A 24,244-nucleotide genomic window follows, 5' to 3' on the forward strand; every position below is an offset into this window, starting at 1 on the left:
CAGGAGTCATTATGTCTGCTGAACTTAAGGTTGTGACACTTCTCGGAAGCCTGCGCAGAGGCTCATTCAATGCCATGGTTGCACGCACGTTACCGAAACTCGCTCCGGCAGGAATGGAAGTAACGCCGCTGCCTTCTATTGCTGATATTCCGCTGTATGTCGCTGATATTCAGCAAGAAGAAGGTTTCCCGCAAAGTGTGGAAGCGATCGCGGCACAAATCCGCGCTGCGGACGGCGTGGTCATTGTGACGCCTGAGTATAACTACTCCGTTCCTGGCGGCCTGAAGAACGCCATCGACTGGTTATCGCGTCTGCCTGAGCAACCGCTGGCAGGAAAACCAGTGTTGATCCAGACCAGTTCAATGGGCGCGATTGGTGGTGCTCGCTGCCAGTATCACTTACGCCAGATCCTGGTATTCCTGGATGCGATGGTAATGAACAAGCCGGAGTTTATGGGCGGCGTGATCCAGAACAAGGTGGATCAGCAAACAGGAGAAGTGGTTGATCAAAGTACGCTCGACCATTTGACCGGGCAGCTAACGGCGTTTGGTGATTATATTCAGCGCGTTAAGCGGTAATGGTAAATCCCTCTCCCTTGCGGGAGAGGGAGAAAGATTAATGCGCGTCAATAAAGATGATTTTCAGCAGGAACAACACCGCAACCACCAGAACACACGGGCTCAGATCGCGCAGACGACCAGTGCCGATCTTCATCACACAGTAAGAGATAAAGCCGAGCGCAATACCTTCAGTAATTGAGAAGCTAAACGGCATCATCACGGCAGTGATGAATGCAGGCACGGCTTCTGTCATATCTTCCCATTTCACGCGCGCCAGGCTGGATGTCATCAGCACACCAACGTAAATCAGCGCACCCGCAGCGGCATAAGCCGGAACCATGCCCGCCAGCGGCGACAGGAAGATAACCAGCAAGAACAGCAGACCAACCACCACTGCGGTCAGGCCGGTACGCCCACCGACAGAGACACCCGAAGACGATTCGATATAAGCCGTCACGGAAGAGGTGCCGATAAACGAACCTGTCACTGAAGAGATACTGTCAACGAACAGCGCCTGCTTCATGCGCGGGAATTTGCCGCTCTCATCCACCAGCCCGGCTTTATCCGTCACGCCAATCAGCGTACCGGAAGAGTCGAACAGGTTAACCAGCATAAACGAGAAAATCACACCCGCCAGACCGATATTAAACGAACCGGCCAGATCAACGTTGCCGACAACGGACGCCACGCTCGGCGGCGCGGAAACGATGCCGTGGTACTGCACATCACCCATCAGCCAGCCCAGCAGCGTTGTCACAACGATAGAGATCAGCACCGCGGCGTGAATGTTGCGCGACGCCAGAATCGCGATGATAAAGAAACCGAGCACACCCAGCAGAACACTGTGAGACGTCAGGTTGCCAATGCTCACCAGCGTCTCTTTGTTGGCGACGATAACACCGGCGTTTTTCAGCCCCATCATGCCAATAAACAAACCGATACCGCTGGTAATACCAACACGCAGGCTCACCGGGATATTGGCAATCATCCAGTAACGAACGCGGAAAATAGTCAGCAGCAGCAAACCGACCGCGCCCCAGAAAATTGCGCCCATGCCAATCTGCCAGGAGAGGCCCATCGCGCCAACGACCACGAACGCAAAGAAAGCATTCAGGCCCATGGCCGGCGCCAGTGCGACCGGCAAATTCGCCACCAGCCCCATCAGAATGCTGCCAAAAGCAGCAATCAGGCAGGTTGTCACAAATACTGCGCTGGTATCCATTCCGGCGACGCCCAGAATCTGGGGGTTAACAAAAACGATATACACCATCGTCAAAAACGTCGTGAAACCGGCGATCACCTCAGTGCGTGCCGAAGTGCCGTGCTCGCGCAGTTTAAACACGCGGTCAAGCAACCCCTGGCCTGAAGCCTGGGTAGTGTGTTGTTGGCTCATTATCAATTTCCGGAATAGGAGGGAAAATTCGTCGCTATCCTATACCAAAATGAGACAATGTTGACGGTTATCACACACTTTTTTTCATTGAATTTGCTTATACGGCAACGATTGCGTCCCGTAATCTGCGTTAAGTAAACGTTAAACTTGCAATAAAACAGGAAACGGCATGTCCCACATTGAAGCGGTATTTTTCGACTGTGACGGCACCCTGGTCGACAGTGAAGTAATTTGTTCCCGCGCCTACGTGCATATGTTTGAAGCGTTTGGTATTTCGCTCGATCTGAACGAGGTTTTTAAACGATTTAAAGGCATGAAACTGTATGAAATCATCGATGTTATCGGCGAGGAGTACGGTAAACCGCTGGATAAAAGCGCGCTGGAGCCGGTGTATCGCGCGGAAGTAGCGCGTCTGTTTGACAGCGAGCTGGAAGTGATTGCCGGAGCGAATGCATTGCTGGACGCGGTAGCGATTCCGATGTGCGTCGTGTCTAATGGCCCCGTCAGCAAAATGCAACACTCTTTGGGCAAACTTGGAATGCTACATCACTTTCCTGAAAAACTGTTTAGCGGCTATGACATCCAACGCTGGAAGCCCGATCCGGCGATAATGTACCATGCAGCTAAAGCGCTTAATGTCGATCCGGCAAACTGTATTCTGGTGGATGATTCCACCGCCGGGGCGCAATCTGGTATCGCGGCAGGGATGGAAGTATTTTACTTCTGCGCCGATCCGCATAACAAACCCATCGACCACCCAAAAGTGACTATGTTCACTGACCTGGCGCAATTGCCAGAGCTGTGGCGCGCTCGCGGGTGGCATGTTACGCGTTAATCTAAACCACTAAACAGGATGTTTTTATGGCCCAGACACATCGCCCTCTACCGGTATTTAAATATCACCCGCAGCCTCTGGAAACCGGGGTGTTCTCTGAAGACAAAACGGTCACCTGCGCCTGCTGTCAGCAGCCGACCAATGTCTACTACACCAATCCGTTCTATACCCAGCAAGATGTCGATTATCTCTGCCCATGGTGTATTGCAGACGGTGCGGCCGCAGAGAAATTTGGCGGCAGCTTTCAGGATGAATCCTCCCTGGAGGGTATAGAAAGCGAGTTCGACGACGAAGGCGAATTTACCGGCTTTAAAAATCCCTGGCCGGAAGCCAGCGTGATTGAATTAACCGAAAGAACGCCGGGATATTGTGGCTGGCAGCAGGAGTTCTGGCTGGCGCACTGTAATGATTTTTGCGCCTTCGAGGGTTACGTTGGCTGGAAAGAGATTGCCGACAAGCTGGACCAATTTGCCGATCTGCGGGCCGACTGCGATGCTTTCGGCATTGATTACGAGAAGCTCCCCGAATACCTGCTCGACGGCGGTGATTGCCAGGGTTATCTCTTCCGTTGCCTGCATTGCGGGAAACTTCGCTTGTGGGCCGATTTATCCTGATGGAAAACGACAGGAGCACAACAGATGCCTGAATTACTTGCACGTTACCAGGGTTGCCTGCTCGGACTGGCCGCAGGTGATGCAGTTGGTACCACGGTGGAGTTCAGCGCGAAGGACTCCTTTCCACCCGTGAAAGGGATGGAAGGCGGCGGCCCGTTTCATTTACAGGCCGGGCAGTGGACTGACGATACCTCAATGGCGCTGTGCCTTGCAGAAAGCCTGGTCACCTGTAACGGGTTTGACGCAAAGGATCAGATGAACCGTTATCTGAACTGGTGGAAGTGGGGCTATTTAAGCTCTACAGGTCACTGTTTTGATATCGGCATGACCGTTGCCAGCGCGCTGCAGAAGTTCGCCAATGATGGCGAGCCGTTTGCCGGTTCCAGCAACCCGCGAACGGCCGGCAACGGCTCACTGATGCGTCTGGCGCCTGTGGTGCTGTGGTTCTTTCCGGATCAAGCGCAAGTGCTGGAATATGCACAAGCCTCTTCACGCACGACGCACGCAGCGCCGGAAGCACTCGCCAGCTGCCGTCTGTTCGCGCAACAGCTTATGAATGCCTTACAGGGCAAAAGTAAGCAGGAAACGCTGACCGATATCGCGCAGTTGCCGGAGCAGGAAAACCTGCGCCACATCGCTGAGGGTTGCTATCTGCAAAAAAACCGGGCGGAGATTTTTGGTACCGGTTACTGCGTGCAGAGCCTGGAAGCGGCGCTGTGGTGTTTCGCCAAAGGTAACGACTTTGAAGAAACCATCCTGCTGGCCACCAACCTCGGCGATGATGCGGATACTACCGCCGCCATTGCCGGACAACTGGCTGGCGCGTTCTACGGGGTAAACGGCATTCCGCAAACGTGGCGTGACAAACTCTGGCAGTATGAGGATATCGATAGGCTGGCAAGAAAGCTGCTGGCAAAATCGGCCTGAAAAAAACCCCCTCGTGGCTGAGGGGGTTTTCGCATCACTCTTTGGGATCTTTTCCCGCCAGCAGCTTATCCAGTTCATCGCCGCCAACGTGACGGAAATCCTGCCCCTTCACGAAGTAGAAGATGTATTCACAGATATTCTGGCAACGGTCGCCGATACGCTCGATGGAACGGGCGCAGAACAGCGCGGTCAGCACACTCGGAATGGTGCGGGAATCTTCCATCATGTAGGTCATTAACTGACGCACAATGCCTTCATATTCCTGATCCACTTTTTTATCTTCGCGGTAGATACGCACCGCTTCGTCCAGATCCATACGGGCGAAAGCGTCCAGCACGTCATGCAGCATCTGCACGGTGTGGCGGCCCAGCGATTCAAGGCTTACCAGCAGCGGCTGATGTTGCTGGGAGAACTTTTCCAGCGCGGTACGGCAGATTTTATCCGCCACGTCGCCAATACGTTCCAGCTCAGCGATGGTTTTGATGATCGCCATCACCAGGCGTAAATCGCTCGCCGTCGGCTGACGCTTAGCAATAATGCGCACACAGGCTTCATCGATGGCAACTTCCATCATATTGACCTGCTTGTCACCCTCAACAACGCGCTTAGCCAGCTCGCTGTCCTGGTTGTGCATGGCGGTGATCGCATCAGAAAGCTGCTGCTCCACCATTCCACCCATGGTCATTACCTGAGTGCGAATGCTTTCCAGCTCAGCGTTGAACTGCCCGGAAATGTGTTTGTTAAGGTTGAGATTGTCCATGGTGCACTCCAAATGCCCGACAGATTTCACGTTGTAACAGGGTTGCTGAGACCTTTACGGCTCGGCAAATCAACCATAGCGCCCGGTAATGTAGTCTTCCGTTTGCTTCTTCTTCGGCTTCGTGAACAGATCATCTGTATTGCTGAACTCAATCAACTCACCGAGGTACATAAATGCCGTGTGATCGGAACAGCGCGCCGCCTGCTGCATGTTGTGCGTTACGATAACAACGGTGTAATCCTGTTTCAGTTCCGTAATCAGCTCTTCGATACGACCGGTTGAGATCGGGTCGAGCGCTGAACAGGGTTCATCAAGCAACAGCACTTCCGGGCGGATCGCGATCCCGCGGGCAATGCACAGACGCTGTTGCTGGCCACCGGAGAGAGAGTACCCGCTCTGGTGCAGTTTATCCTTGGTTTCGTTCCATAATGCGGCCTTAGTCAAAGCCCACTGCACACGCTCGTCCATATCCGGGCGTGAAAGCTTCTCAAACAGGCGCACACCGAAAGCGATATTGTCGTAAATCGACATCGGGAACGGCGTTGGCTTTTGAAACACCATCCCTACTTTCGCGCGCAGCAGCGCAATATCCTGCGTGTTAGTCAGAATATTGTCGCCATCCAGCAGGATCTCGCCTTCCGCGCGCTGCTCAGGATAGAGTTCAAACATTTTATTAAACGTACGCAGCAGCGTGGACTTACCGCAGCCCGACGGCCCGATAAACGCCGTCACCTGATTTTTGGCAATATCCAGGCTGATGTTTTTCAGTGCATGGAATTTGCCGTAATAGAAGTTCAAATCGCGAACCTGAATCTTGCCCGGCGTCGTTTCAACCATACTCATTTATCTCTTTCCTCAACTCGACGCCGCTTTCGCCGCGTCGCAAAAATTAACCGTGTTTACTCTTCGCGAAAATGACGCGCGCCAGAATATTTAACAACAGTACGCAGAGAGTGATGATCAGCACCCCGGCCCAGGCCAGCTGCTGCCACTCGGCAAACGGGCTCATAGCGAATTTGAAAATCGTCACCGGCAAGTTAGCGATAGGCTGCATCATATCGGTGCTCCAGAACTGGTTGGAGAGCGCGGTAAACAGCAGCGGTGCCGTTTCACCCGCAATACGCGCAACAGCCAGCAGCACGCCGGTCATAATCCCGGAAACCGAGGCTTTCAGGGTAATGGCGGAAATCATCTTCCATTTCGGCGTTCCCAACGCGTAAGCCGCTTCGCGCAGGCTGTCCGGCACCAGTTTCAGCATGTTTTCCGTAGTACGGATGACAATCGGCACCTGTAACAGCGCCAGCGCAATCACACCGGCCCAACCGGAGAAGTGCTGCATCTGCGCGACAACGATGGTGTAAACGAACAGGCCAACCACGATAGAAGGCGCTGAAAGCAGGATGTCGTTGATAAACCGAATAATTTCAGCCAACAGTGATTTACGGCCATACTCCGCCAGATAAATCCCGGCCATAATGCCCAGTGGTGTACCGACAACCGTCGCCCAGAGAATTAACAGACCGCTGCCCGCCAGAGCGTTAGCCAGACCACCGCCCGCCGTATTTGGCGGCGGCGTCATTTCGGTAAACATCGCCAGCGACATACCATCAAAACCGCGGGTAACCGTCGACAGCAGGATCCAAATCAACCAGAACAGACCAAAGGCCATCGTCGCCATCGACAATGTCAGGGCAATGCGGTTTTTCAGACGGCGGCGCGCCTGCATTTTGCGACGCGATTCAGCCAGTTGCGCTGTACTTTGCATTTCAAGCGTAGCCATTAGCGTGCCCCCTCGTTTTTCGCCAGGCGCATGATCATAAATTTAGAAATGGCCAATACGATAAAGGTGATCACGAACAGGATAAGCCCTAATTCCATCAATGCCGCGACATGCAAGCCCGATTCGGCTTCGGCAAACTCATTCGCCAGCGCAGAGGTAATACTGTTACCAGGCATAAACAGTGAAGCACTGTCGAGCTGGTAGGTGTTACCGATGATAAAGGTCACCGCCATGGTTTCACCCAGTGCGCGCCCCAGCCCCAGCATTACGCCGCCAATCACCCCGTTTTTGGTAAATGGCAACACGATACGCCAGATAACCTCCCAGGTGGTGCAGCCAATGCCGTAGGCCGACTCTTTCATCATCACCGGTGTTTGTTCGAATACATCGCGCATTACCGCCGCAATGTACGGAATGATCATAATGGCGAGGATCACCCCGGCGGCCAGAATGCCGATACCAAATGCGGGGCCGGAAAACAGCGCGCCGACAAATGGAATATTAGAAAGGACATTGCCCACCGGCTCCTGAAAGTAAGTCGCGAACAGCGGAGCAAAAATAAACAGCCCCCACATGCCGTACACAATACTCGGGATCGCCGCCAGCAGTTCAATAGCAATACCCAGCGGGCGTTTCAGCCAGTTTGGCGACAGCTCCGTCAGAAACAGCGCGATACCAAAACTCACCGGAACCGCGATAAGTAGCGCGATGACCGAGGTAACAATGGTGCCGTAAATCGGTACCAGCGCCCCGTAGACGTCATTCGGCGCATCCCACTCTTTGGTCCACAGGAAAGAAAAACCAAACTTCTGAATGCTTGGCCATGAGGAGAAAATCAGGGACACGATAATGCCGCTGAGCAGCAATAACACAATCAGCGCAGCCAGTCTTACCAGTGCGCTGAATAACATGTCGCCTTTTTTACCCGGGGGATTAAATGCCGGCTTGGTTGCAGCCATAAATTACTCTTCAGTTTAACGTCTTACGAATTTGCCCGCAGGCACTTGCGCTTGCCGGCCTACAGAAGATCTGTAAGGCGGATGGTGTAAGCGCCATCCGCCATGTTCTTCAAAACGTGTGCTTAATACAGTGCTTTACCGCTGCTGTCTTTCACGTTGGCTTTCCAGGCAGCGCGAACTTGTTCAACAACGCTATCCGGCAGGGTTGCGTAGTCGAGGTCGTTAGCTTGTTTGCCGCCTTTTTTGTAGGCCCAGTCAAAGAATTTCAGCACTTCCGCGCCTTGCTCAGGTTTAGCCTGCTCTTTATGTACCAGAATGAACGTGGTGGAAGTGATTGGCCACACGTCCGCACCTTTCTGGTTAGTCAGGTCCTGGGCGAAAGACTTGCTCCAGTCGATATCTTTAGCCGCGTTGGAAAAACTGGTTTCCGTCGGGCTAACCGCTTTACCATCGGCAGAGAGCAGCTTGGTGTAGGTCAGGTTGTTCTGCTTAGCGTAAGCATATTCAACGTAACCGATAGAGCCCGGCAGACGCTGAACGAACGCGGCGATACCGTCGTTACCTTTACCGCCCAGACCGGTCGGCCAGTTAACGGTAGAGCCAGAACCGACTTTAGATTTCCACTCTTCGTTCACTTTCGCCAGGTAGCTGGTGAAAACGAAGGAGGTACCGGAACCATCAGCGCGGCGAACCACAGCGATGTTCTGTGAAGGCAGTTTCAGGCCTGGATTGAGTTTGGCAATAGCCGCGTCATCCCATTTTTTGATATTACCCAGGTAGATATCACCCAGGGTCTTGCCGTCCAGCACCAGTTCACCGGATTTAACACCCGGGACGTTGATTGCCAGCACGATACCGCCGATCACAGTCGGGAACTGGAACAGGCCTTCCTGAGCCAGTTTGTCGTCAGCCAGCGGGGCATCGGACGCACCGAAATCAACAGTTTTAGCAGTAATTTGTTTAACGCCACCAGACGAACCGATACCCTGGTAGTTAATCTTGTTACCTGTTTCTTTCTGGTAGGTATCAGCCCACTTGGCATACACCGGCGCCGGGAAAGTTGCGCCCGCGCCTGTCAGGCTGGCAGCTGCGTTTACAGCATATGCACTCAGAGAAAAGGTCGCGGCGACAACAGTTGCGACAGTGGTACGCATAACGTTCATAATGTCTCCTGCAAGAATCGTAAATCGTTGTTTAGTGGCTACGATGAGCAAAATAGGACACTTTGATGACAGTTATATGCAAAGATTGTTACTGTTTGATGACAGCAACGGATTACGGCCACATTTAACGAATTCAGGATGATTTATCAGCGAGATAAAAAAGTTGATGACGATAAAATGTCAGCAAGATTTTAGTTTTATGACATTAAAAACGTAGCTGAATCTGACAAGAAGTCCTAACAAAACGCGAGAAAAAGCCACCGCTTATCACTTTATTTACGCCTGGATTGCGTCAGCGCCTGACGCCGGAATTGGGCTATTTTTAGCGATACACGCCACTGCACTAATTTCGTGAGTTCCGGCCCATTCATCACTTTCCGCGTCAGCCATAAAAGAACCATACTACTCCCCCAAAAAACCAGAGACAGTGCGGAAAACGGAGCAATGAGAAGCCATCCTGCCACTGGCACGTTGCAAACACATAACAGCAACCAGACAGCCAGGAATAATTTTAAGGAGAGCGTGCGCCCTTTTTCTACGCCGATGAGCGCCACGACCAGGACTAAAAATACCGCTACACCTGCGATGAAACCCAGGCCACCAATGGCGGTTTTCACCGTCAGCGCAAGGCAAACATAGCTTAGTAACAAGGCATAAAACACCACCGTTACGCTGCCATAAAATGTCATCCCGCCTCTGCCTGCAGGATAAGCCTTTGGCATCCCTTTAAATGCCTCCGCCGCCAGCTTCAACTGTGCCAGCTTGCGACCCGCTATTCCCGCATCAACACTCCGGCAATAATTGATGAGTGCAAGCAATCTTGCGCCTGCCATTTTTTCCAACAAACTCATGGCTATCCTTAAAAAAAGAGGCTGCCATCAGGCAACCTCTCTCTACACTATGACAAGCTTAAGACCTTATTCCACAGTAACCGATTTCGCCAGGTTACGCGGCTGATCCACGTCGGTGCCTTTGATCAACGCAACATGGTAAGCCAGCAGTTGCAGCGGCACGGTATAGAAGATTGGCGCGATCACCTCTTCTACATGCGGCATATCGATAATGTGCATATTGTCGTTGCTGGTGAAACCGGCATCCTGATCGGCAAAGACATACAGCACGCCGCCACGGGCGCGAACTTCTTCGATGTTGGATTTAAGTTTTTCCAGCAGTTCGTTGTTTGGCGCAACAACAATCACTGGCATATCGGCATCAATCAGCGCCAATGGGCCATGTTTCAGTTCACCTGCGGCATAGGCTTCGGCATGAATATAGGAGATCTCTTTCAGCTTCAGCGCACCTTCCAGTGCGATCGGATACTGATCGCCGCGGCCAAGGAACAGCGCATGATGCTTATCGGAGAAATCTTCTGCCAGTGCTTCAATGCGTTTATCCTGCGACAGCATCTGCTCAATGCGGCTCGGCAGCGCCTGCAAACCATGAACGATATCGTGCTCAATAGCCGCATCCAGCCCTTTCAGGCGGCTCAGTTTCGCCACCAGCATCAGCAACACAGTGAGCTGAGTGGTAAACGCTTTGGTTGATGCAACGCCGATTTCCGTACCGGCTTTGGTCATCATCGCCAGGTCGGATTCGCGCACCAGCGAGGAACCCGGAACGTTACAAATAGCCAGCGAACCCAGATAACCCAGCTCTTTTGACAAGCGCAGTGCCGCCAGCGTATCCGCCGTTTCGCCAGACTGCGACAGGGTGATCATCAGGCTATTACGACGCACCGCAGATTTGCGATAGCGGAACTCAGAAGCGATTTCGACATTGCACGGAACACCCGCCAGCGCTTCAAACCAGTAGCGGGAAACCATACCGGAGTTATAAGACGTACCGCAGGCAACGATCTGAATATGTTCAACTTTCGACAGCAGTTCGTTAGCATTCGGCCCCAGTTCGCTCAGATCAACTTCACCATGGCTGATACGGCCAGTCAGGGTGTTTTTGATGGCGTTCGGCTGCTCGTAGATCTCTTTTTGCATGTAGTGGCGGTAAATACCTTTATCGCCAGCGTCGTATTGCAGATTAGATTCGATATCAGGGCGTTTAACCTGCGCGCCAGATTTATCGAAAACAGTCACGCTACGGCGAGTCACTTCAGCAATATCGCCCTCTTCAAGGAAGATAAAGCGGCGGGTAACCGGCAGCAAGGCCAGCTGATCGGATGCAATAAAGTTTTCACCCATGCCCAGGCCAATAACCAGCGGACTGCCAGAGCGCGCTGCCAGCAACGTACCCGGATCGCGCGTATCCATGATGACAGTGCCATATGCCCCGCGTAACTGAGGAATAGTACGCAGTACAGCTTCACGCAGCGTGCCGCCCTGCTCCAGTTCCCAGTGCACCAAGTGCGCGATAACTTCGGTATCCGTTTCAGAAACAAACACATAACCGCGTGCTTTTAACTCTTCACGCAGCGGCTCGTGGTTTTCGATAATACCGTTATGCACCACCACAATATGGTCAGAAACATGCGGATGCGCGTTGCCTTCTGACGGTTCACCATGCGTTGCCCAACGCGTATGAGCAATACCGGTGCCACCATGCAGCGGGTGTTCTTCCGCCGCCTGAGAGAGCATCTGCACTTTACCAAGACGGCGCAGACGGGTCATATGACCTTGTGCATCAACCACCGCCAGACCAGCAGAGTCATAACCACGGTATTCCAGACGACGAAGGCCTTCGAGAAGGATTTCAGCTACATCACGTTGCGCGACTGCGCCAACAATTCCACACATATTTTTTGATTCCGATTTTGGCATTGTGCCTTTTGTTGTCGGTCAACCTGTTTACACGTCATTCTTCGACGCTGCCTTTGTACAACGCGAATTATTGAGTGTAAGTGTCCGATTATCGGACTCCCCGAGCCTTGTAGAGAGTGGGGTTATTTTTATAGGTACTGCATGCGGGCGGGGGAATTATCTTTCCCCTCATCCCTGAAATCATTACTTCTTCTTCACCGGACGCTGCCAGCCCTGTTTTTGGACCTGCGGCACGCGGCTTAAAACCAGTTCATTTTCGTTAACGTTGCGCGTCACCGTGGTACCGGCGGCAATCGTCGCACCTTTACCGATTGTGACAGGTGCCACCAGTTGCGTGTCAGAACCAACGAAGACATCATCACCAATAATAGTTTTATGCTTGTTCGCGCCATCATAGTTACAGGTAATAACGCCTGCACCGACATTTACGTTGTCGCCAATTTCTGCATCGCCCAGATAAGTCAGATGGCCCGCTTTCGAACCTTTCCCCAGACGCGCTTTTTTCATTTCCACAAAGTTGCCGACATGCGCGCCAGCCAACAGTTCAGCGCCCGGGCGCAAACGCGCAAAAGGCCCGATGGTACATTCCGCTTCCAGACGAGCATCTTCCACAACGCTATACGGGCTGATTTCACAATCGTCGCCAATTTCGCTGTTTTTCAGAACGCAACCGGCGCCAATTTTCACGCGATCGCCAAGCTTAACGTGACCTTCAATGATGACGTTAGCATCGATCTCGACATCCCGCCCGTGCTCCAGCGTACCGCGCAGATCGAAACGCGCAGGATCGCGCAGCATAACACCTGCCAGCAGCAATTTTTCGGCTTGCTCAGACTGATAAGCGCGTTCCAGGCGTGACAACTGAAGACGATTGTTAACGCCTTCCACTTCGCTCAGACGCTGCGGGTGCACAGCGACGATTTCACGCCCTTCCTGATAAGCCAGAGCAATGATATCGGTGATGTAGTATTCACCCTGGGCATTATTGTTGGTGAGTTTACCAAGCCAGCGTTTCATATCGCTGCCATTGGCGATCAAAATACCGGTATTGATTTCGTTAATCTTACGCTGCTCTTCACTGGCATCTTTCTGCTCAACAATACCAGTCACAACGCCGTTTTCGCGCGTGATGCGGCCATATCCAGTAGGGTCATCCAGAACCACAGTTAACAAACCGATCCCACCTTGCGGTTTTGCAGCACGCAGACGTTCCAGTGTTTCCACCGAAATCAGCGGCACATCACCATAGAGCATGAGAATATCTTCGTCATCCGCAAAGAACGGTGCAGCCTGTTGCATCGCATGGCCAGTACCCAGCTGTTCAGCTTGCAGAACCCAATTGAGTTTATCGTCAGAAAGGCGTTGTTTGAGCAGATCGCCACCGTGACCATAGACCAGATGGACGTGGTTCGCGCCAAGAACAGTTGCGGTATCAATGACATGCTGAACCATCGCTTTCCCTGCAAGCGGATGCAGCACTTTGGGAAGATCGGAATACATGCGTGTACCTTTGCCCGCAGCAAGGATCACCACACTCATTTTTGTGTTCAACATTTGCGTCCTGACTCTATTTTGGGAAAGAAGTAAACCTCTTTCGTGTTGAAAATTCTACATATTTTGTAGCATGAAATGGATTGCCGACGAAACGCTCAAGTTCCGCTATTTCAGGCCATTTGAAGACTATTTGGTGCGCAGAGTAAATCAGTTTGCCGCTGAAAAATAGCGCCATTTCCCGCTGGTGCTAATTCATACAATGAGTTAGCCATTATTCTCATCCTGAATAAAGATCGCACAGAAACAAAACGGCGTTTTAATTATCAAAGAGTGTGACGTACAAAAAAGAAACACCGTTTCATCTTGATGATAATGGCAGGCAATTATCAATCAGGAGAATAAAATGAATTATAAAATACCTCTGGCCCTCACGATTTGCAGTTCACTTATTTCCGTTCCTGCGTTGGCTGCAACAGCCCCTGTCTGGAAAGCAATTGCTTTTGGGCAATCTACCGACATGAATTTCTCATCGAATGTGTTACCGGAAAAAATAGGCGTCAATGATGTCACCATCGCCGGTAAAAAGCTCTCTGTTGCGGATGAAGCAACGTTAACAAATCCGATCACTATTGAAAGCCGTGGCGGCAAAATTGCCAATTCTCACGACGGCCTGACGTTTTTTTATACCCGACTTCCTGGTAACGAAAATTTTGTCTTACAGGCAACCATTACCGTTGAACAGTTCGGTCCTGAAAACGGAGCAAAACCCGCCGCGCAGGAAGGTGCAGGTTTGCTGGTACGAGATATGATTGGTACTCCGCGCCAGCAGCCGCTGAAAGAGGGTTATGAAGAGTTTCCGGCGGCATCAAATATGGTGATGAACGCCATTATGACGCAGGATAAAAAAGATAATTTCCGCGTGAAGATGCAAGCGATTACCCGCGAGGGGATTAGCCAGCCGTGGGGGAATGCCGGTGCCACTATCTCGAAACAGAGTTATCAGGAAGAGATTGATCTTCGCCAGACGCCAACCTTTCGCCTGAAACTAGAACGTACCAACGACGGTTTTATCAGCGCATGGGCGCCGCAGGGGAGTGATAAATGGGTCAGCCGCAGCGTACCGCGCGCCGATTTGATTTCGGTGCAAAATAAAGACCACTATTACGTGGGGTTTTTTGCCTCGCGTAACGCCAAAATTGTGGTCAGCGATGCCACATTAACCACCAGCAAAGCCCAGACTATTGATTCTAAGCCCTGGCAGGCTAAGCCGTTGCCGGTTGTCGTACAAATAGCCTCTCCCGCCCAGAGCATTGGCGAAGCCTACACGGTGCAGGCACGCGCTAATTATGATGGCTTGTTTAGCGTGCGGCAGAACGAAGTGGTGATCGGTAATGAAAAACCGGTGAAAGCGGGTGAAATGTATACCCTGCCAACTCACCTGGCGGCAGAAAACACCTTTGCACTGACCTTTACACCAACAAGCGGTAAAGAGATAACGCCCATTTCGCAGACGTTCGCTGTCGAAAGGGTTGCCGGAACCATGGCTTCTACTCTGTATGCCGCAGCCGATGGTAAAGTGGATGGTGAAGGTACCGCTGCATCACCACTGGATTTGCCAACCGCTATATCTCTGTTGCCGCCAGGCGGGACAATTAACCTGAAAGCCGGAGATTATGCCCGGGCAGAGATCCCGCTCACCGCCAGCGGCTCGCGTGATAAACCAAAAACGCTGCAAGCCGATGGCAAAGCGGTGATCCACGGTTTACTGGTTGATGCCAGTTACTGGCATATCAAAGGTATTGGCGTTACCGACAAGAGCCTGCGCGTGCAGGGTAGCCATAACGTGATCGAAAAAGTGGTAGCCTGGCGTAATGACGATACCGGCATTCAGATCTCCTCACCGGAAAACATTGGCCGCGCACTGTGGGCGAGCCATAACCGCGTGATCGATGCTGAATCCTGGGGGAATGAAGATCCGGGTAAAATCAACGCTGACGGCTTCGCGGTGAAGATGCGCGTCGGTGACGGTAACCGCCTGGAGAGATGCTACTCCCATGACAATATTGATGACGGCTTTGATTTGTTTAATAAGATTGAGGACGGCGGCAACGGTGTTGTGGTGATAGAGAATTCTATTGCCAGCAACAATACCAGCAACGGTTTCAAACTGGGGGGAGAAGGGCAGCCAGTGGCGCATCAGGTGCGGAACAGTAAAGCGATTGCTAACCATCTGGACGGTTTCACCGACAATTTTAATCCTGGTGCGCTGGTGGTAGAGAACAATATCGCTGCGGATAATCAACGCTTTAACTTTATTTTTCGCCCAAGCCCCTATGGTGATACTTCCACTCAGGGGAAATTTACCCACAACAAATCAGTGCGCAGTGCGCCGGGCCGCTATGACGATGCGGTGGTCGGAAATATTGATGAGACGAATTATTTTATTGAGAAAGGGCAGAGCGTGAACAACAAGGGGAAAGTGCTGGATAGTGGGGCGGTGCTGGCGGAACTGAAGATGTAGCCAGATGGCGCTCGCTTATCACACAACGGTAAGCGTGGCGCCACTCGGCATATCAGCAATTAATGATTGAACGTACCGAAAGAGATGTTCATGTTGCTGAAGAGAGCGATGATTTTGTTGATCAGTTTCATAATGGTTTCCTGCTTTGACTGAAGGTTATTTTCTGTGATGAACTTCACAAAAAAGAGTCTACGCCTCATTTTTTAACCGTTCAACATTTTTGTGATATGCATCACAAAATAATAAAACACATTTTCAGTTTCATATTTACTGGAACGCAGCCATAAAAAAAGCCAGCCTGGAAACCAGACTGGCTTTTTAACGTTCAAGCCGGTGTTACATCGCTTTTTTGGTCAACTCGATAACACGCAGTTTCGCGATGGCTTTCGCCAGCTCCGCAGACGCCTGAGCGTAATCCACGTCACCGTGAGAGCTATTAATGTGCTCTTCTGCTTTACGCTTCGATTCCAGGGCTCGCGCTTCGTCGAGATCCTGGCCACGAATAGCGGTATCAGCCAGAACGGTCACGCTGCTCGGTTGCACTTCAAGAATGCCGCCGGACAGATAGATAAACTCTTCATGACCGAACTGTTTTACGATGCGGATCATACCAGGCTTAATGGCGGTGAGCAGCGGTGCGTGACCCGGGAAAATACCCAGTTCACCTTCACTCCCCGTTACCTGGATTTTTTCGACCAGACCAGAGAACATTTGTTGCTCTGCGCTGACGACGTCCAGGTGGTAAGTCATTGCCATATCACCCTCCGATTAAGGCGTTAAAGTTTTTTGGCTTTTTCCACTGCTTCTTCGATGGAACCAACCATGTAGAACGCCTGCTCCGGCAGGTGATCGTATTCGCCTTCCATAATGCCTTTAAAGCCACGGATGGTGTCTTTCAGGGAGACGTATTTGCCCGGAGAACCGGTAAATACTTCCGCTACGAAGAACGGCTGGGACAGGAAGCGCTGGATCTTACGTGCGCGAGCTACCACCAGTTTGTCTTCTTCAGACAGCTCATCCATACCGAGGATGGCGATGATGTCTTTCAGTTCCTGATAACGTTGCAGCAGAGACTGTACGCCACGCGCGGTGTCGTAGTGTTCCTGACCAACAACCAGCGGATCCAGCTGACGGCTGGTGGAATCCAGCGGGTCAACGGCCGGGTAGATACCCAGAGACGCGATCTGACGGCTCAGTACCACGGTTGCGTCAAGGTGCGCAAAGGTCGTGGCTGGTGACGGGTCAGTCAAGTCATCCGCAGGTACGTATACCGCCTGAACGGAGGTGATAGAACCGGTTTTGGTAGAGGTGATACGTTCCTGCAGAACACCCATCTCTTCCGCCAGCGTCGGCTGGTAACCTACCGCTGACGGCATACGGCCCAGCAGTGCGGATACTTCAGTACCGGCAAGGGTATAACGGTAGATGTTGTCGACGAACAACAGAACGTCACGACCTTCGTCACGGAACTTCTCAGCCATGGTCAGGCCGGTCAGCGCAACGCGCAGACGGTTTCCCGGCGGCTCGTTCATCTGGCCGTAAACCAGGGATACTTTATCCAGAACGTTGGAGTCGGTCATTTCATGGTAGAAGTCGTTACCCTCACGAGTACGTTCACCCACGCCCGCAAAAACAGAGTAACCGGAGTGCTCGATCGCGATGTTACGGATCAGCTCCATCATGTTTACGGTTTTACCTACGCCCGCACCACCAAACAGACCGACTTTACCGCCCTTGGCGAACGGACACATCAGGTCGATAACTTTGATGCCGGTTTCCAGCAGTTCCTGAGAGCTGGAGAGCTCTTCATAGGAAGGTGCCGCGCGGTGAATCGCCCAACGCTCTTCTTCACCGATGTCGCCTTTCATGTCGATCGGCTGACCGAGCACGTTCATGATACGACCCAGTGTAGCTTTACCTACCGGGACTTCGATCGGGTGCGCAAGGTCATTAACTTCCAGACCACGACGCAGACCGTCAGAAGAACCCATGGCGATGGTACGTACGATACCGCCGCCGAGCTGCTGCTGAACTTCCAGCACCAGCGTCTCGTTACCATTTTTAACCTCAAGAGCATCGTACACGCGCGGTACGGCATCCTGAGGGAATTCGACGTCAACTACGGCGCCGATTACCTGGACAATTTTTCCAGTAGCCATCATGAATCCTCTACGAATTAACCTGGTTATACCGCGGATGCACCACCGACGATTTCGGTGAGTTCCTGAGTAATGCTGGCCTGACGAGCTTTGTTGTATACCAACTGCAGCTCTTTAATCAGGCTGCCGCCATTGTCGGTCGCGGCTTTCATCGCCACCATACGTGCGGCCTGCTCGCTGGCCAGGTTTTCCACAACACCCTGGTAAACCTGAGATTCAACATAACGACGCAGGAGAGTATCCAGCAGCGCTTTTGGATCAGGTTCATACAGATAATCCCAGGATTTACGCTTCAACTCTTCATCTTCTGCAGCCGGTAACGGCAGCAGCTGAGTGATGGTCGGTACCTGAGACATGGTGTTGATAAATTTGTTGCTAACAATATAAAGCTTGTCGAGACGACCTTCGTCGTAGGCTTGCAACATTACTTTTACCGGGCCGATCAGCTCTGACAAGGATGGGTTATCACCCATACCAGTCACCTGAGCGACAACGTTGCCACCTACGGAATTAAAGAAAGAGACGCCTTTAGAGCCGATCATCGCGAGTTCGCTCTGAACGCCTTTATCGGACCACGCTTTCATATCCGCCAGCAGTTTTTTGAACAGGTTAATGTTCAAACCACCGCACAGACCACGGTCGGTCGACACCACCAGGTAGCCCACGCGTTTAACGTCGCGTTCTTCCAGATAGGGGTGCTTATATTCCAGATTACCGTTTGCAAGGTGACCAATCACTTTGCGCATGGTATCTGCATAAGGACGGCTGGACGCCATGCGATCCTGCGATTTACGCATTTTGGAAGCGGCGACCATCTCCATCGCTTTAGTGATCTTCTGCGTGTTCTGGACGCTTGCGATCTTACTACGTATCTCTTTTGCGCCGGCCATGAGCTTCTCCTCAATGCCTTGCGGCCTGCCCTAAGACAAGCCGCCAGACGTTACCAGGATTGGGTTGCTTTGAAGGAATCGAGGAGGCCTTTCAGCTTGCCTTCGATTTCGTCGTTATAGCCACCGGACTGGTTGATCTCTTGCATCAGCGGAGCGTGATCACGGTCAGCGAAAGCCAACAGAGCGGCTTCGAAGCTACCGATTTTCGCCAGTTCCACATCTTCGAGGTAACCGCGCTCAGCTGCGAACAGCACCAGGCCCTGTTGTGCAACAGACATAGGGGCATACTGTTTCTGTTTCAGCAGCTCGGTCACTTTCTGACCGTGGCTCAGCTGTTTACGGGTCGCTTCATCCAGATCGGACGCAAACTGCGAGAACGCCGCCAGTTCACGATACTGCGCCAGTGCGGTACGAATACCACCGGACAGTTTCTTGATGATCTTGGTCTGAGCTGCACCACCCACACGAGATACGGAGATACCCGGGTTAACCGCCGGACGAATACCGGAGTTAAACAGGTTGGTTTCCAGGAAGATCTGACCATCGGTAATAGAAATTACGTTGGTCGGAACGAACGCAGAAACGTCACCCGCCTGGGTTTCAATGATCGGCAGTGCGGTCAGAGAACCGGTTTTACCTTTCACTTCACCTTTGGTGAAGTTTTCAACGTATTCAGCATTAACGCGGGATGCGCGCTCCAGCAGACGAGAGTGGAGATAGAATACGTCGCCCGGGAATGCTTCACGTCCTGGCGGACGACGGAGCAGCAGGGAAACCTGGCGGTAAGCGACTGCCTGTTTGGACAGGTCATCGTATACGATCAGCGCATCTTCGCCGCGGTCGCGGAAGTATTCGCCCATTGCGCAACCGGCATACGGCGCCAGGTATTGCAGTGCAGCAGATTCAGAAGCGGTTGCCACAACAACGATGGTGTTGGACAGTGCGCCGTGCTCTTCCAGCTTACGTACCACGTTAGCAATGGTAGAGGCTTTCTGGCCGATAGCGACGTATACGCATTTGATGCCGGAATCGCGCTGGTTGATGATCGCATCGATTGCCATCGCGGTTTTACCGGTCTGACGGTCACCGATGATCAATTCACGCTGACCACGACCGATAGGGATCATGGCGTCAACGGATTTATAACCCGTCTGAACCGGCTGATCGACGGACTGACGATCGATAACGCCCGGGGCGATAACTTCGATTGGCGAGAAGCCATCGTTATCAACCGGACCTTTCCCGTCGATCGGCGCGCCCAGGGTGTTGACCACACGGCCAAGCAGGCCACGGCCAACCGGAACTTCCAGAATACGGCCAGTACACTTCACCTTCATGCCTTCGGCGAGGTCAGCGTACGGACCCATCACAACTGCACCTACGGAGTCGCGCTCCAGGTTCAGTGCGATAGCGTAACGGTTACCCGGCAGAGAAATCATCTCGCCCTGCATACAGTCGGCCAGGCCGTGGATGCGGATAACACCGTCACTTACAGAAACAATAGTACCTTCGTTGTGAGCTTCGCTCACAACACTGAACTGAGCAATGCGCTGCTTGATCAGTTCGCTGATTTCGGTGGAATTCAGTTGCATGCTCCAGTCCCCTTAAGACTGCAAGACGTCTGCAAGGCGTTCAAGACGGCCGCGTACGCTGCCATCAATGACCATATCACCCGCACGGATGATTACGCCTGCCATTACAGACTTATCGATATTGCAATTCAGCTTCACTTTGCGTGACAGACGTTTTTCCATCGCGGCGCGGATCTTCGAAAGCTGTTCTTCACTCAGTGCGGACGCGGAAGTCACTTCGACTTCTGCGATAGCCTCGCTGGCTGCGCGTAACTGAATAAACTGCTCAAGAACATCAGGAAGCACTTTGATTCGACCATTTTCAGCCATTACCCGGATCAGGTTCTGACCTTTGTCGTCAAGTTGCTCCCCACAAACTGCGATAAACGACTTAGCGAGCGTTTCCGGTGCTAACGCGCCGGAGATAAGCTCTGCCATGTCTTCATTTTTCGTCACCTCGGCGGCGAACGCCAGCATATCCTGCCAGCGGTCAACGCTCTGAGTTTCGACGGCAAAGTCAAAAGCTGCTTTGGCGTAGGGGCGAGCTACCGTTACAAATTCAGACATCAGCCCCTCCTCCTTACAGTTCAGCGACCAGTTTATTCACGATGTCGCTGTTAGCAGCTTCATCCACGGAACGCTCGATGATTTTCTCGGCGCCGGCTACTGCCAGCAGAGCCACTTGCTTACGCAGCTCTTCGCGGGCGCGTTTGCGTTCGGCGTCAATTTCCGCCTGCGCCTGCGCCACGATTTTGGTACGTTCCTGCTCGGCTTCTGCTTTCGCTTCGTCCAGGATCTGAGAACGACGTTTGTTCGCCTGTTCAATGATTACCTGAGCTTCAGCTTTCGCTTTTTTCAGCTGGTCGGTCGCATTGGCCTGTGCAAGGTCAAGGTCCTTTTTAGCTCGTTCTGCGGAAGCAAGACCGTCAGCAATTTCTTTCTGACGTTTTTCGATGGCAGCCATTAACGGCGGCCATACGTACTTCATGCAGAACAGAACGAACAGGACAAACGCGATGGCCTGGCCGAGGATTGTTGCGTTTAGATTCACAGCACAATGCCTCTTATCTGGTTAACGTTCTAAACAATTGCTTGAAAAGCAACCCTTACTACGCGACAGCAAACATCACGTACAGACCCAGACCCACAGCGATCATCGGGATAGCATCCACCAGACCCATAACGATAAAGAACTGAGTACGCAGCAGAGGAATCAGATCCGGCTGACGCGCAGCGCCTTCCAGGAATTTACCCCCGAGGATGCCGATACCGATCGCAGCACCGATTGCCGCCAGACCCATCATCACAGCGGCAGCCAAGTACAGCAGATCCATATTCAGGTTTTCCATGACAGTCTCCAGTTTGTTTCAGTTAAAACGTAGTAGTGTTGTTAAAAATCAATGCTCTTCGGATGCCATCGACAGATAGACAATCGTCAGAACCATGAAGATAAAGGCTTGCAGCGTAATAATCAGGATGTGGAAAATGGCCCACGGCACATTCAGAACCCACTGTGACCACCACGGCAGAAGACCCGCGATCAGAATGAAAATCAACTCACCCGCGTACATGTTGCCGAACAGTCGCAGACCGAGTGAAACCGGTTTGGACAGCAGGCTCACGCCCTCAAGGATAAGGTTTACCGGAATAAATACCGGATGGTTGAACGGCTGGAGAGTCAGCTCTTTAGCGAAACCGCCAATACCCTTCATTTTGATGCTGTAGAACAGAATCAGGATAAATACGCCCAGCGCCATCGACAGGGTGATGTTGACGTCAGCAGACGGCACCACGCGCAGTGCAGGCAGACCCAGGACGTGCTCGCCAATCCACGGAAGGAAGTCGATAGGCAAAAGATCCATCAGGTTCATCAGGAATACCCAGACGAAGATCGTCAGGGCCAGTGGTGCGATAAGCTTGCTTTTGCCGTGGTACATGTCTTTGACGCTACCATGAACAAAACCAATCACCAGCTCAATCGCCGTCTGGAATTTCCCCGGGACACCGCTGGTGGCTTTTTTCGCTACGCTACGGAACATCACCAGGAACAACAGACCCAGAACCACTGAGAAAAACATGGAGTCGATATTCAGCGTCCAGAAAGTGGCCGGGGGGTTATGCGGATCCACCAGTGAGAAGGTACGCAGGTCAATCTGAAGGTTATTCAGATGGTGACCGATGTACTCCTGCGGTGTTGAGTATTCTCCTGCAGACATGATGCCTCTTACCCTTTGTTGTTAATTACAGCAGGTGCCAGTATCTGAACTACCAGCACCGAAACCCACGTGACTATCAGCGGCAAAAAAGCCACCTTGAAAACCGCCAGCGCCACCACCAGTAACACGAATGTCATCAACACCTTGAGCGCTTCACCGAAGGCGAAGATCCAGGCCACGCGGCCTTTAGCGGGTGTATGCGCCTGATGACGCCAGGCAAAAATCATAAACAACATATTCGGCAGTAAGACTGCCATACCTCCGCACACGGCGGAAATGCCCCAGAAGGGGTCTTTGAGGCTAAACAGCAATCCACTTGCCATTACTGCCAGAAACTGAATAAGCAGAAGCCTGCGAGCAACGTTTCGACTATAGAGCGACACAGACATTGCGTTTCTTAACTCCTGCTCCCTTTGAGGTATGCCGCGTGTCGTATAAAACGTTCTTTGGGGCCCGGAGTCAAGCATCAAAAAGCGGTCAAATTATACGGTGCGGCCTCGTGATTTCAAACAATAAGTAGCGAAAAGGTGAATAAATGTTTAAATATTTTTCCCAAGCGCTATTTTTAAACTTTTGCAGAAACTGTGAACCTTCGAGCAAAAGTGCAAATAACGCGAAATTCCTGCTGGTAAAGCGTGCACTCGGTCACAAAATAAACATTTATGCACTCGCCTTATTTATCGCAGCAGGAATTTGATACTTTTCATCTTTCTGATATTTAAGCCGATTTATCACAACTCTTTTTAAAACACTCACATCTACTATGAAAACGATTTATTGACATTTTTAATAATTATTTAACAACGATATTTGGTTATCGAGGCCGATTTTTAGCGGGCTGATATTTTCACAGTTGATTATTTTAAGCGTGAATAAAATTCCCAGCGTTAAATGTCAGAAAAATCCTGGTAAAAATACGGTTAAATGTAACTGAACGTATCACCGTTTTTAATGTCGTTTTTTAACATCGCGGCAACCGCACGAATGATACATTTTTTGATAAAAATTAAACTTTATTTGCTTTAACGACGACTAAATGACGCTCGCCATCCAGGTGCGGAACATGCAGTTTAACAATTGTTTCTACACACAAATCAGCGGGTAACAGCGCAATTTCCTCTTCCGGCACTAAACCTTTAAGCGCGTAGAAACGCCCTTCTTCGCCAGGCAAATGCCGGCACCAGTTCACCATGTCATTCAGCGAAGCAAAAGCGCGGCTGATAACGCCGTCAAATGGCGGTTCTGCCGGGAAATCTTCGACACGACTCTGCACCGGTTCGATATTGCTCAGTTTCAATTCATGCTGAACCTGGCGTAAAAACCGTACCCGTTTGCCAAGGCTGTCGAGCAACGTGAAATGCGATTCAGGGCATACGATAGACAACGGAATGCCAGGCAATCCGGGGCCGGTCCCGACGTCAATAAAGCGTGAACCTTGCAGGTAAGGCGCAACCACAACGCTGTCGAGGATATGGCGGATCAGCATCTCGTTGGGATCGCGTACGGAAGTCAGGTTGTACGCTTTGTTCCATTTGTGCAGCAGTTCGACGTAAGCCACCAGTTGTTGTTGCTGGTGATCGGACAACGAAATACCTGCTTCATCGAGCAGACGAGAGAGTTTGTTAAGCACG

General features: G+C 51.8%; 24 protein-coding genes. 5 read left to right on the plus strand and 19 right to left on the minus strand.

Annotated features, from left to right (window positions below):
- Window positions 1-11: 11 nt before the first annotated feature.
- Window positions 12-578: an NADPH-dependent FMN reductase gene (locus tag AAIG26_RS17680; RefSeq protein WP_343181123.1), complete on the plus strand. Its 567-nt coding sequence runs from the start codon at window positions 12-14 to the stop codon at window positions 576-578.
- A 37-nt stretch (window positions 579-615) separates the two neighbouring features.
- Here AAIG26_RS17680 and AAIG26_RS17685 read toward each other — a convergent pair whose 3' ends face one another.
- Window positions 616-1,953 (minus strand): NCS2 family permease, encoded by a 1,338-nt coding sequence (locus AAIG26_RS17685; protein ID WP_020455852.1) that lies wholly within the window; start codon window positions 1,951-1,953, stop codon window positions 616-618.
- 169 nt (window positions 1,954-2,122) lie between these two features.
- Here AAIG26_RS17685 and yieH point away from each other — a divergent pair, with 169 nt between their 5' ends.
- From yieH to AAIG26_RS17700, 3 genes are read left to right on the plus strand one after another with little or no spacing between them, the layout of a single operon-like run.
- Window positions 2,123-2,788, plus strand: coding sequence for a 6-phosphogluconate phosphatase (yieH, locus tag AAIG26_RS17690; protein ID WP_045507322.1), 666 nt, complete (start codon window positions 2,123-2,125; stop codon window positions 2,786-2,788).
- A gap of 26 nt (window positions 2,789-2,814) precedes the next feature.
- Window positions 2,815-3,402, plus strand: a complete 588-nt coding sequence (gene cbrC / locus AAIG26_RS17695; RefSeq protein ID WP_020455854.1) for a PF03691 family colicin E2 tolerance protein CbrC — start codon at window positions 2,815-2,817, stop codon at window positions 3,400-3,402.
- 24 nt (window positions 3,403-3,426) lie between these two features.
- On the plus strand, window positions 3,427-4,329 hold the full coding sequence (locus AAIG26_RS17700) for an ADP-ribosylglycohydrolase family protein (RefSeq protein WP_313628226.1): 903 nt from the start codon (window positions 3,427-3,429) through the stop codon (window positions 4,327-4,329).
- Window positions 4,330-4,363: 34 nt separating this feature from the next.
- On the opposite strand, the gene phoU is transcribed toward AAIG26_RS17700, so the two are convergent.
- From phoU to glmU, 8 genes are all read right to left on the minus strand, one after another.
- The gene (gene phoU / locus AAIG26_RS17705) at window positions 4,364-5,089 is read right to left on the minus strand and encodes a phosphate signaling complex protein PhoU (RefSeq protein ID WP_017458061.1); all 726 of its coding nucleotides are present in this window, start codon (window positions 5,087-5,089) and stop codon (window positions 4,364-4,366) included.
- 69 nt (window positions 5,090-5,158) lie between these two features.
- Entirely contained in the window at window positions 5,159-5,932 is a 774-nt protein-coding gene (gene pstB / locus AAIG26_RS17710; protein WP_017458060.1) for a phosphate ABC transporter ATP-binding protein PstB, read from the minus strand.
- Between the two features lie 46 nt (window positions 5,933-5,978).
- Window positions 5,979-6,869, minus strand: a complete 891-nt coding sequence (gene pstA / locus AAIG26_RS17715) for a phosphate ABC transporter permease PstA (RefSeq protein ID WP_017458059.1) — start codon at window positions 6,867-6,869, stop codon at window positions 5,979-5,981.
- Window positions 6,869-7,828 carry a phosphate ABC transporter permease PstC gene (pstC, locus tag AAIG26_RS17720; RefSeq protein ID WP_017458058.1) on the minus strand — a complete coding sequence of 320 codons (960 nt, stop codon included), beginning with the start codon at window positions 7,826-7,828 and terminating at the stop codon, window positions 6,869-6,871. The genes pstA and pstC overlap by 1 nt, the downstream gene beginning before the upstream one ends.
- Before the next feature lie 122 nt (window positions 7,829-7,950).
- Window positions 7,951-8,991 (minus strand): phosphate ABC transporter substrate-binding protein PstS, encoded by a 1,041-nt coding sequence (gene pstS, locus AAIG26_RS17725; protein ID WP_343181124.1) that lies wholly within the window; start codon window positions 8,989-8,991, stop codon window positions 7,951-7,953.
- Window positions 8,992-9,263: 272 nt separating this feature from the next.
- A complete protein-coding gene (locus tag AAIG26_RS17730; protein ID WP_343181126.1) occupies window positions 9,264-9,842 on the minus strand; it encodes a hypothetical protein in 579 nt (192 codons plus the stop codon).
- A gap of 66 nt (window positions 9,843-9,908) precedes the next feature.
- Window positions 9,909-11,738, minus strand: a complete 1,830-nt coding sequence (gene glmS / locus AAIG26_RS17735) for a glutamine--fructose-6-phosphate transaminase (isomerizing) (RefSeq protein ID WP_343181128.1) — start codon at window positions 11,736-11,738, stop codon at window positions 9,909-9,911.
- A 207-nt stretch (window positions 11,739-11,945) separates the two neighbouring features.
- Window positions 11,946-13,316: a bifunctional UDP-N-acetylglucosamine diphosphorylase/glucosamine-1-phosphate N-acetyltransferase GlmU gene (glmU, locus tag AAIG26_RS17740; RefSeq protein WP_343181130.1), complete on the minus strand. Its 1,371-nt coding sequence runs from the start codon at window positions 13,314-13,316 to the stop codon at window positions 11,946-11,948.
- Between the two features lie 343 nt (window positions 13,317-13,659).
- Here glmU and AAIG26_RS17745 point away from each other — a divergent pair, with 343 nt between their 5' ends.
- The gene (locus AAIG26_RS17745; protein ID WP_343181132.1) at window positions 13,660-15,777 is read left to right on the plus strand and encodes a right-handed parallel beta-helix repeat-containing protein; all 2,118 of its coding nucleotides are present in this window, start codon (window positions 13,660-13,662) and stop codon (window positions 15,775-15,777) included.
- Between the two features lie 336 nt (window positions 15,778-16,113).
- On the opposite strand, the gene AAIG26_RS17750 is transcribed toward AAIG26_RS17745, so the two are convergent.
- The 10 genes from AAIG26_RS17750 to rsmG all read right to left on the minus strand — a co-directional run bounded on the left by AAIG26_RS17750 (window position 16,114) and on the right by rsmG (window position 24,243).
- Complete coding sequence (locus AAIG26_RS17750; RefSeq protein ID WP_017458049.1) at window positions 16,114-16,533, minus strand: F0F1 ATP synthase subunit epsilon; 420 nt, start codon at window positions 16,531-16,533, stop codon at window positions 16,114-16,116.
- Window positions 16,534-16,553: 20 nt separating this feature from the next.
- Entirely contained in the window at window positions 16,554-17,936 is a 1,383-nt protein-coding gene (atpD, locus tag AAIG26_RS17755; RefSeq protein ID WP_017458048.1) for a F0F1 ATP synthase subunit beta, read from the minus strand.
- Between the two features lie 26 nt (window positions 17,937-17,962).
- Window positions 17,963-18,826 (minus strand): F0F1 ATP synthase subunit gamma, encoded by an 864-nt coding sequence (gene atpG / locus AAIG26_RS17760; protein WP_017458047.1) that lies wholly within the window; start codon window positions 18,824-18,826, stop codon window positions 17,963-17,965.
- A 50-nt stretch (window positions 18,827-18,876) separates the two neighbouring features.
- Window positions 18,877-20,418 (minus strand): F0F1 ATP synthase subunit alpha, encoded by a 1,542-nt coding sequence (gene atpA, locus AAIG26_RS17765; RefSeq protein ID WP_017458046.1) that lies wholly within the window; start codon window positions 20,416-20,418, stop codon window positions 18,877-18,879.
- Window positions 20,419-20,430: 12 nt separating this feature from the next.
- A complete protein-coding gene (gene atpH / locus AAIG26_RS17770) occupies window positions 20,431-20,964 on the minus strand; it encodes a F0F1 ATP synthase subunit delta (protein WP_017458045.1) in 534 nt (177 codons plus the stop codon).
- Between the two features lie 13 nt (window positions 20,965-20,977).
- Window positions 20,978-21,448 (minus strand): F0F1 ATP synthase subunit B, encoded by a 471-nt coding sequence (gene atpF, locus AAIG26_RS17775; RefSeq protein ID WP_017458044.1) that lies wholly within the window; start codon window positions 21,446-21,448, stop codon window positions 20,978-20,980.
- Window positions 21,449-21,506: 58 nt separating this feature from the next.
- Complete coding sequence (gene atpE / locus AAIG26_RS17780; RefSeq protein ID WP_007369368.1) at window positions 21,507-21,746, minus strand: F0F1 ATP synthase subunit C; 240 nt, start codon at window positions 21,744-21,746, stop codon at window positions 21,507-21,509.
- A gap of 48 nt (window positions 21,747-21,794) precedes the next feature.
- Window positions 21,795-22,613 (minus strand): F0F1 ATP synthase subunit A, encoded by an 819-nt coding sequence (gene atpB / locus AAIG26_RS17785; protein ID WP_020455863.1) that lies wholly within the window; start codon window positions 22,611-22,613, stop codon window positions 21,795-21,797.
- A gap of 8 nt (window positions 22,614-22,621) precedes the next feature.
- A complete protein-coding gene (gene atpI, locus AAIG26_RS17790; RefSeq protein ID WP_343181133.1) occupies window positions 22,622-23,002 on the minus strand; it encodes a F0F1 ATP synthase subunit I in 381 nt (126 codons plus the stop codon).
- 617 nt (window positions 23,003-23,619) lie between these two features.
- Window positions 23,620-24,243: a 16S rRNA (guanine(527)-N(7))-methyltransferase RsmG gene (gene rsmG, locus AAIG26_RS17795; protein WP_045514648.1), complete on the minus strand. Its 624-nt coding sequence runs from the start codon at window positions 24,241-24,243 to the stop codon at window positions 23,620-23,622.
- Between the last annotated feature and the right edge of the window lies 1 nt (window position 24,244).

Origin of the sequence: Kosakonia sp. PSU_27, assembly GCF_039409795.1 — a bacterium.
Lineage (GTDB): Bacteria > Pseudomonadota > Gammaproteobacteria > Enterobacterales > Enterobacteriaceae > Kosakonia.

Coding starts and splice junctions, on each gene's coding strand:
- yieH (WP_045507322.1), top strand. CDS start 2,123: ATGTCCCACATTGAAGCGGTATTTTTCGACTGTGACGGCACCCTGGTC.
- atpA (WP_017458046.1), bottom strand. CDS start 20,418: ATGCAACTGAATTCCACCGAAATCAGCGAACTGATCAAGCAGCGCATT.
- pstC (WP_017458058.1), bottom strand. CDS start 7,828: ATGGCTGCAACCAAGCCGGCATTTAATCCCCCGGGTAAAAAAGGCGAC.
- AAIG26_RS17685 (WP_020455852.1), bottom strand. CDS start 1,953: ATGAGCCAACAACACACTACCCAGGCTTCAGGCCAGGGGTTGCTTGAC.
- AAIG26_RS17680 (WP_343181123.1), top strand. CDS start 12: ATGTCTGCTGAACTTAAGGTTGTGACACTTCTCGGAAGCCTGCGCAGA.
- atpH (WP_017458045.1), bottom strand. CDS start 20,964: ATGTCTGAATTTGTAACGGTAGCTCGCCCCTACGCCAAAGCAGCTTTT.
- atpD (WP_017458048.1), bottom strand. CDS start 17,936: ATGGCTACTGGAAAAATTGTCCAGGTAATCGGCGCCGTAGTTGACGTC.
- pstB (WP_017458060.1), bottom strand. CDS start 5,932: ATGAGTATGGTTGAAACGACGCCGGGCAAGATTCAGGTTCGCGATTTG.
- glmS (WP_343181128.1), bottom strand. CDS start 11,738: ATGTGTGGAATTGTTGGCGCAGTCGCGCAACGTGATGTAGCTGAAATC.
- phoU (WP_017458061.1), bottom strand. CDS start 5,089: ATGGACAATCTCAACCTTAACAAACACATTTCCGGGCAGTTCAACGCT.
- atpE (WP_007369368.1), bottom strand. CDS start 21,746: ATGGAAAACCTGAATATGGATCTGCTGTACTTGGCTGCCGCTGTGATG.
- atpI (WP_343181133.1), bottom strand. CDS start 23,002: ATGTCTGTGTCGCTCTATAGTCGAAACGTTGCTCGCAGGCTTCTGCTT.
- glmU (WP_343181130.1), bottom strand. CDS start 13,316: ATGTTGAACACAAAAATGAGTGTGGTGATCCTTGCTGCGGGCAAAGGT.
- pstS (WP_343181124.1), bottom strand. CDS start 8,991: ATGAACGTTATGCGTACCACTGTCGCAACTGTTGTCGCCGCGACCTTT.
- pstA (WP_017458059.1), bottom strand. CDS start 6,869: ATGGCTACGCTTGAAATGCAAAGTACAGCGCAACTGGCTGAATCGCGT.
- AAIG26_RS17700 (WP_313628226.1), top strand. CDS start 3,427: ATGCCTGAATTACTTGCACGTTACCAGGGTTGCCTGCTCGGACTGGCC.
- atpG (WP_017458047.1), bottom strand. CDS start 18,826: ATGGCCGGCGCAAAAGAGATACGTAGTAAGATCGCAAGCGTCCAGAAC.
- AAIG26_RS17750 (WP_017458049.1), bottom strand. CDS start 16,533: ATGGCAATGACTTACCACCTGGACGTCGTCAGCGCAGAGCAACAAATG.
- atpB (WP_020455863.1), bottom strand. CDS start 22,613: ATGTCTGCAGGAGAATACTCAACACCGCAGGAGTACATCGGTCACCAT.
- AAIG26_RS17745 (WP_343181132.1), top strand. CDS start 13,660: ATGAATTATAAAATACCTCTGGCCCTCACGATTTGCAGTTCACTTATT.
- cbrC (WP_020455854.1), top strand. CDS start 2,815: ATGGCCCAGACACATCGCCCTCTACCGGTATTTAAATATCACCCGCAG.
- AAIG26_RS17730 (WP_343181126.1), bottom strand. CDS start 9,842: ATGAGTTTGTTGGAAAAAATGGCAGGCGCAAGATTGCTTGCACTCATC.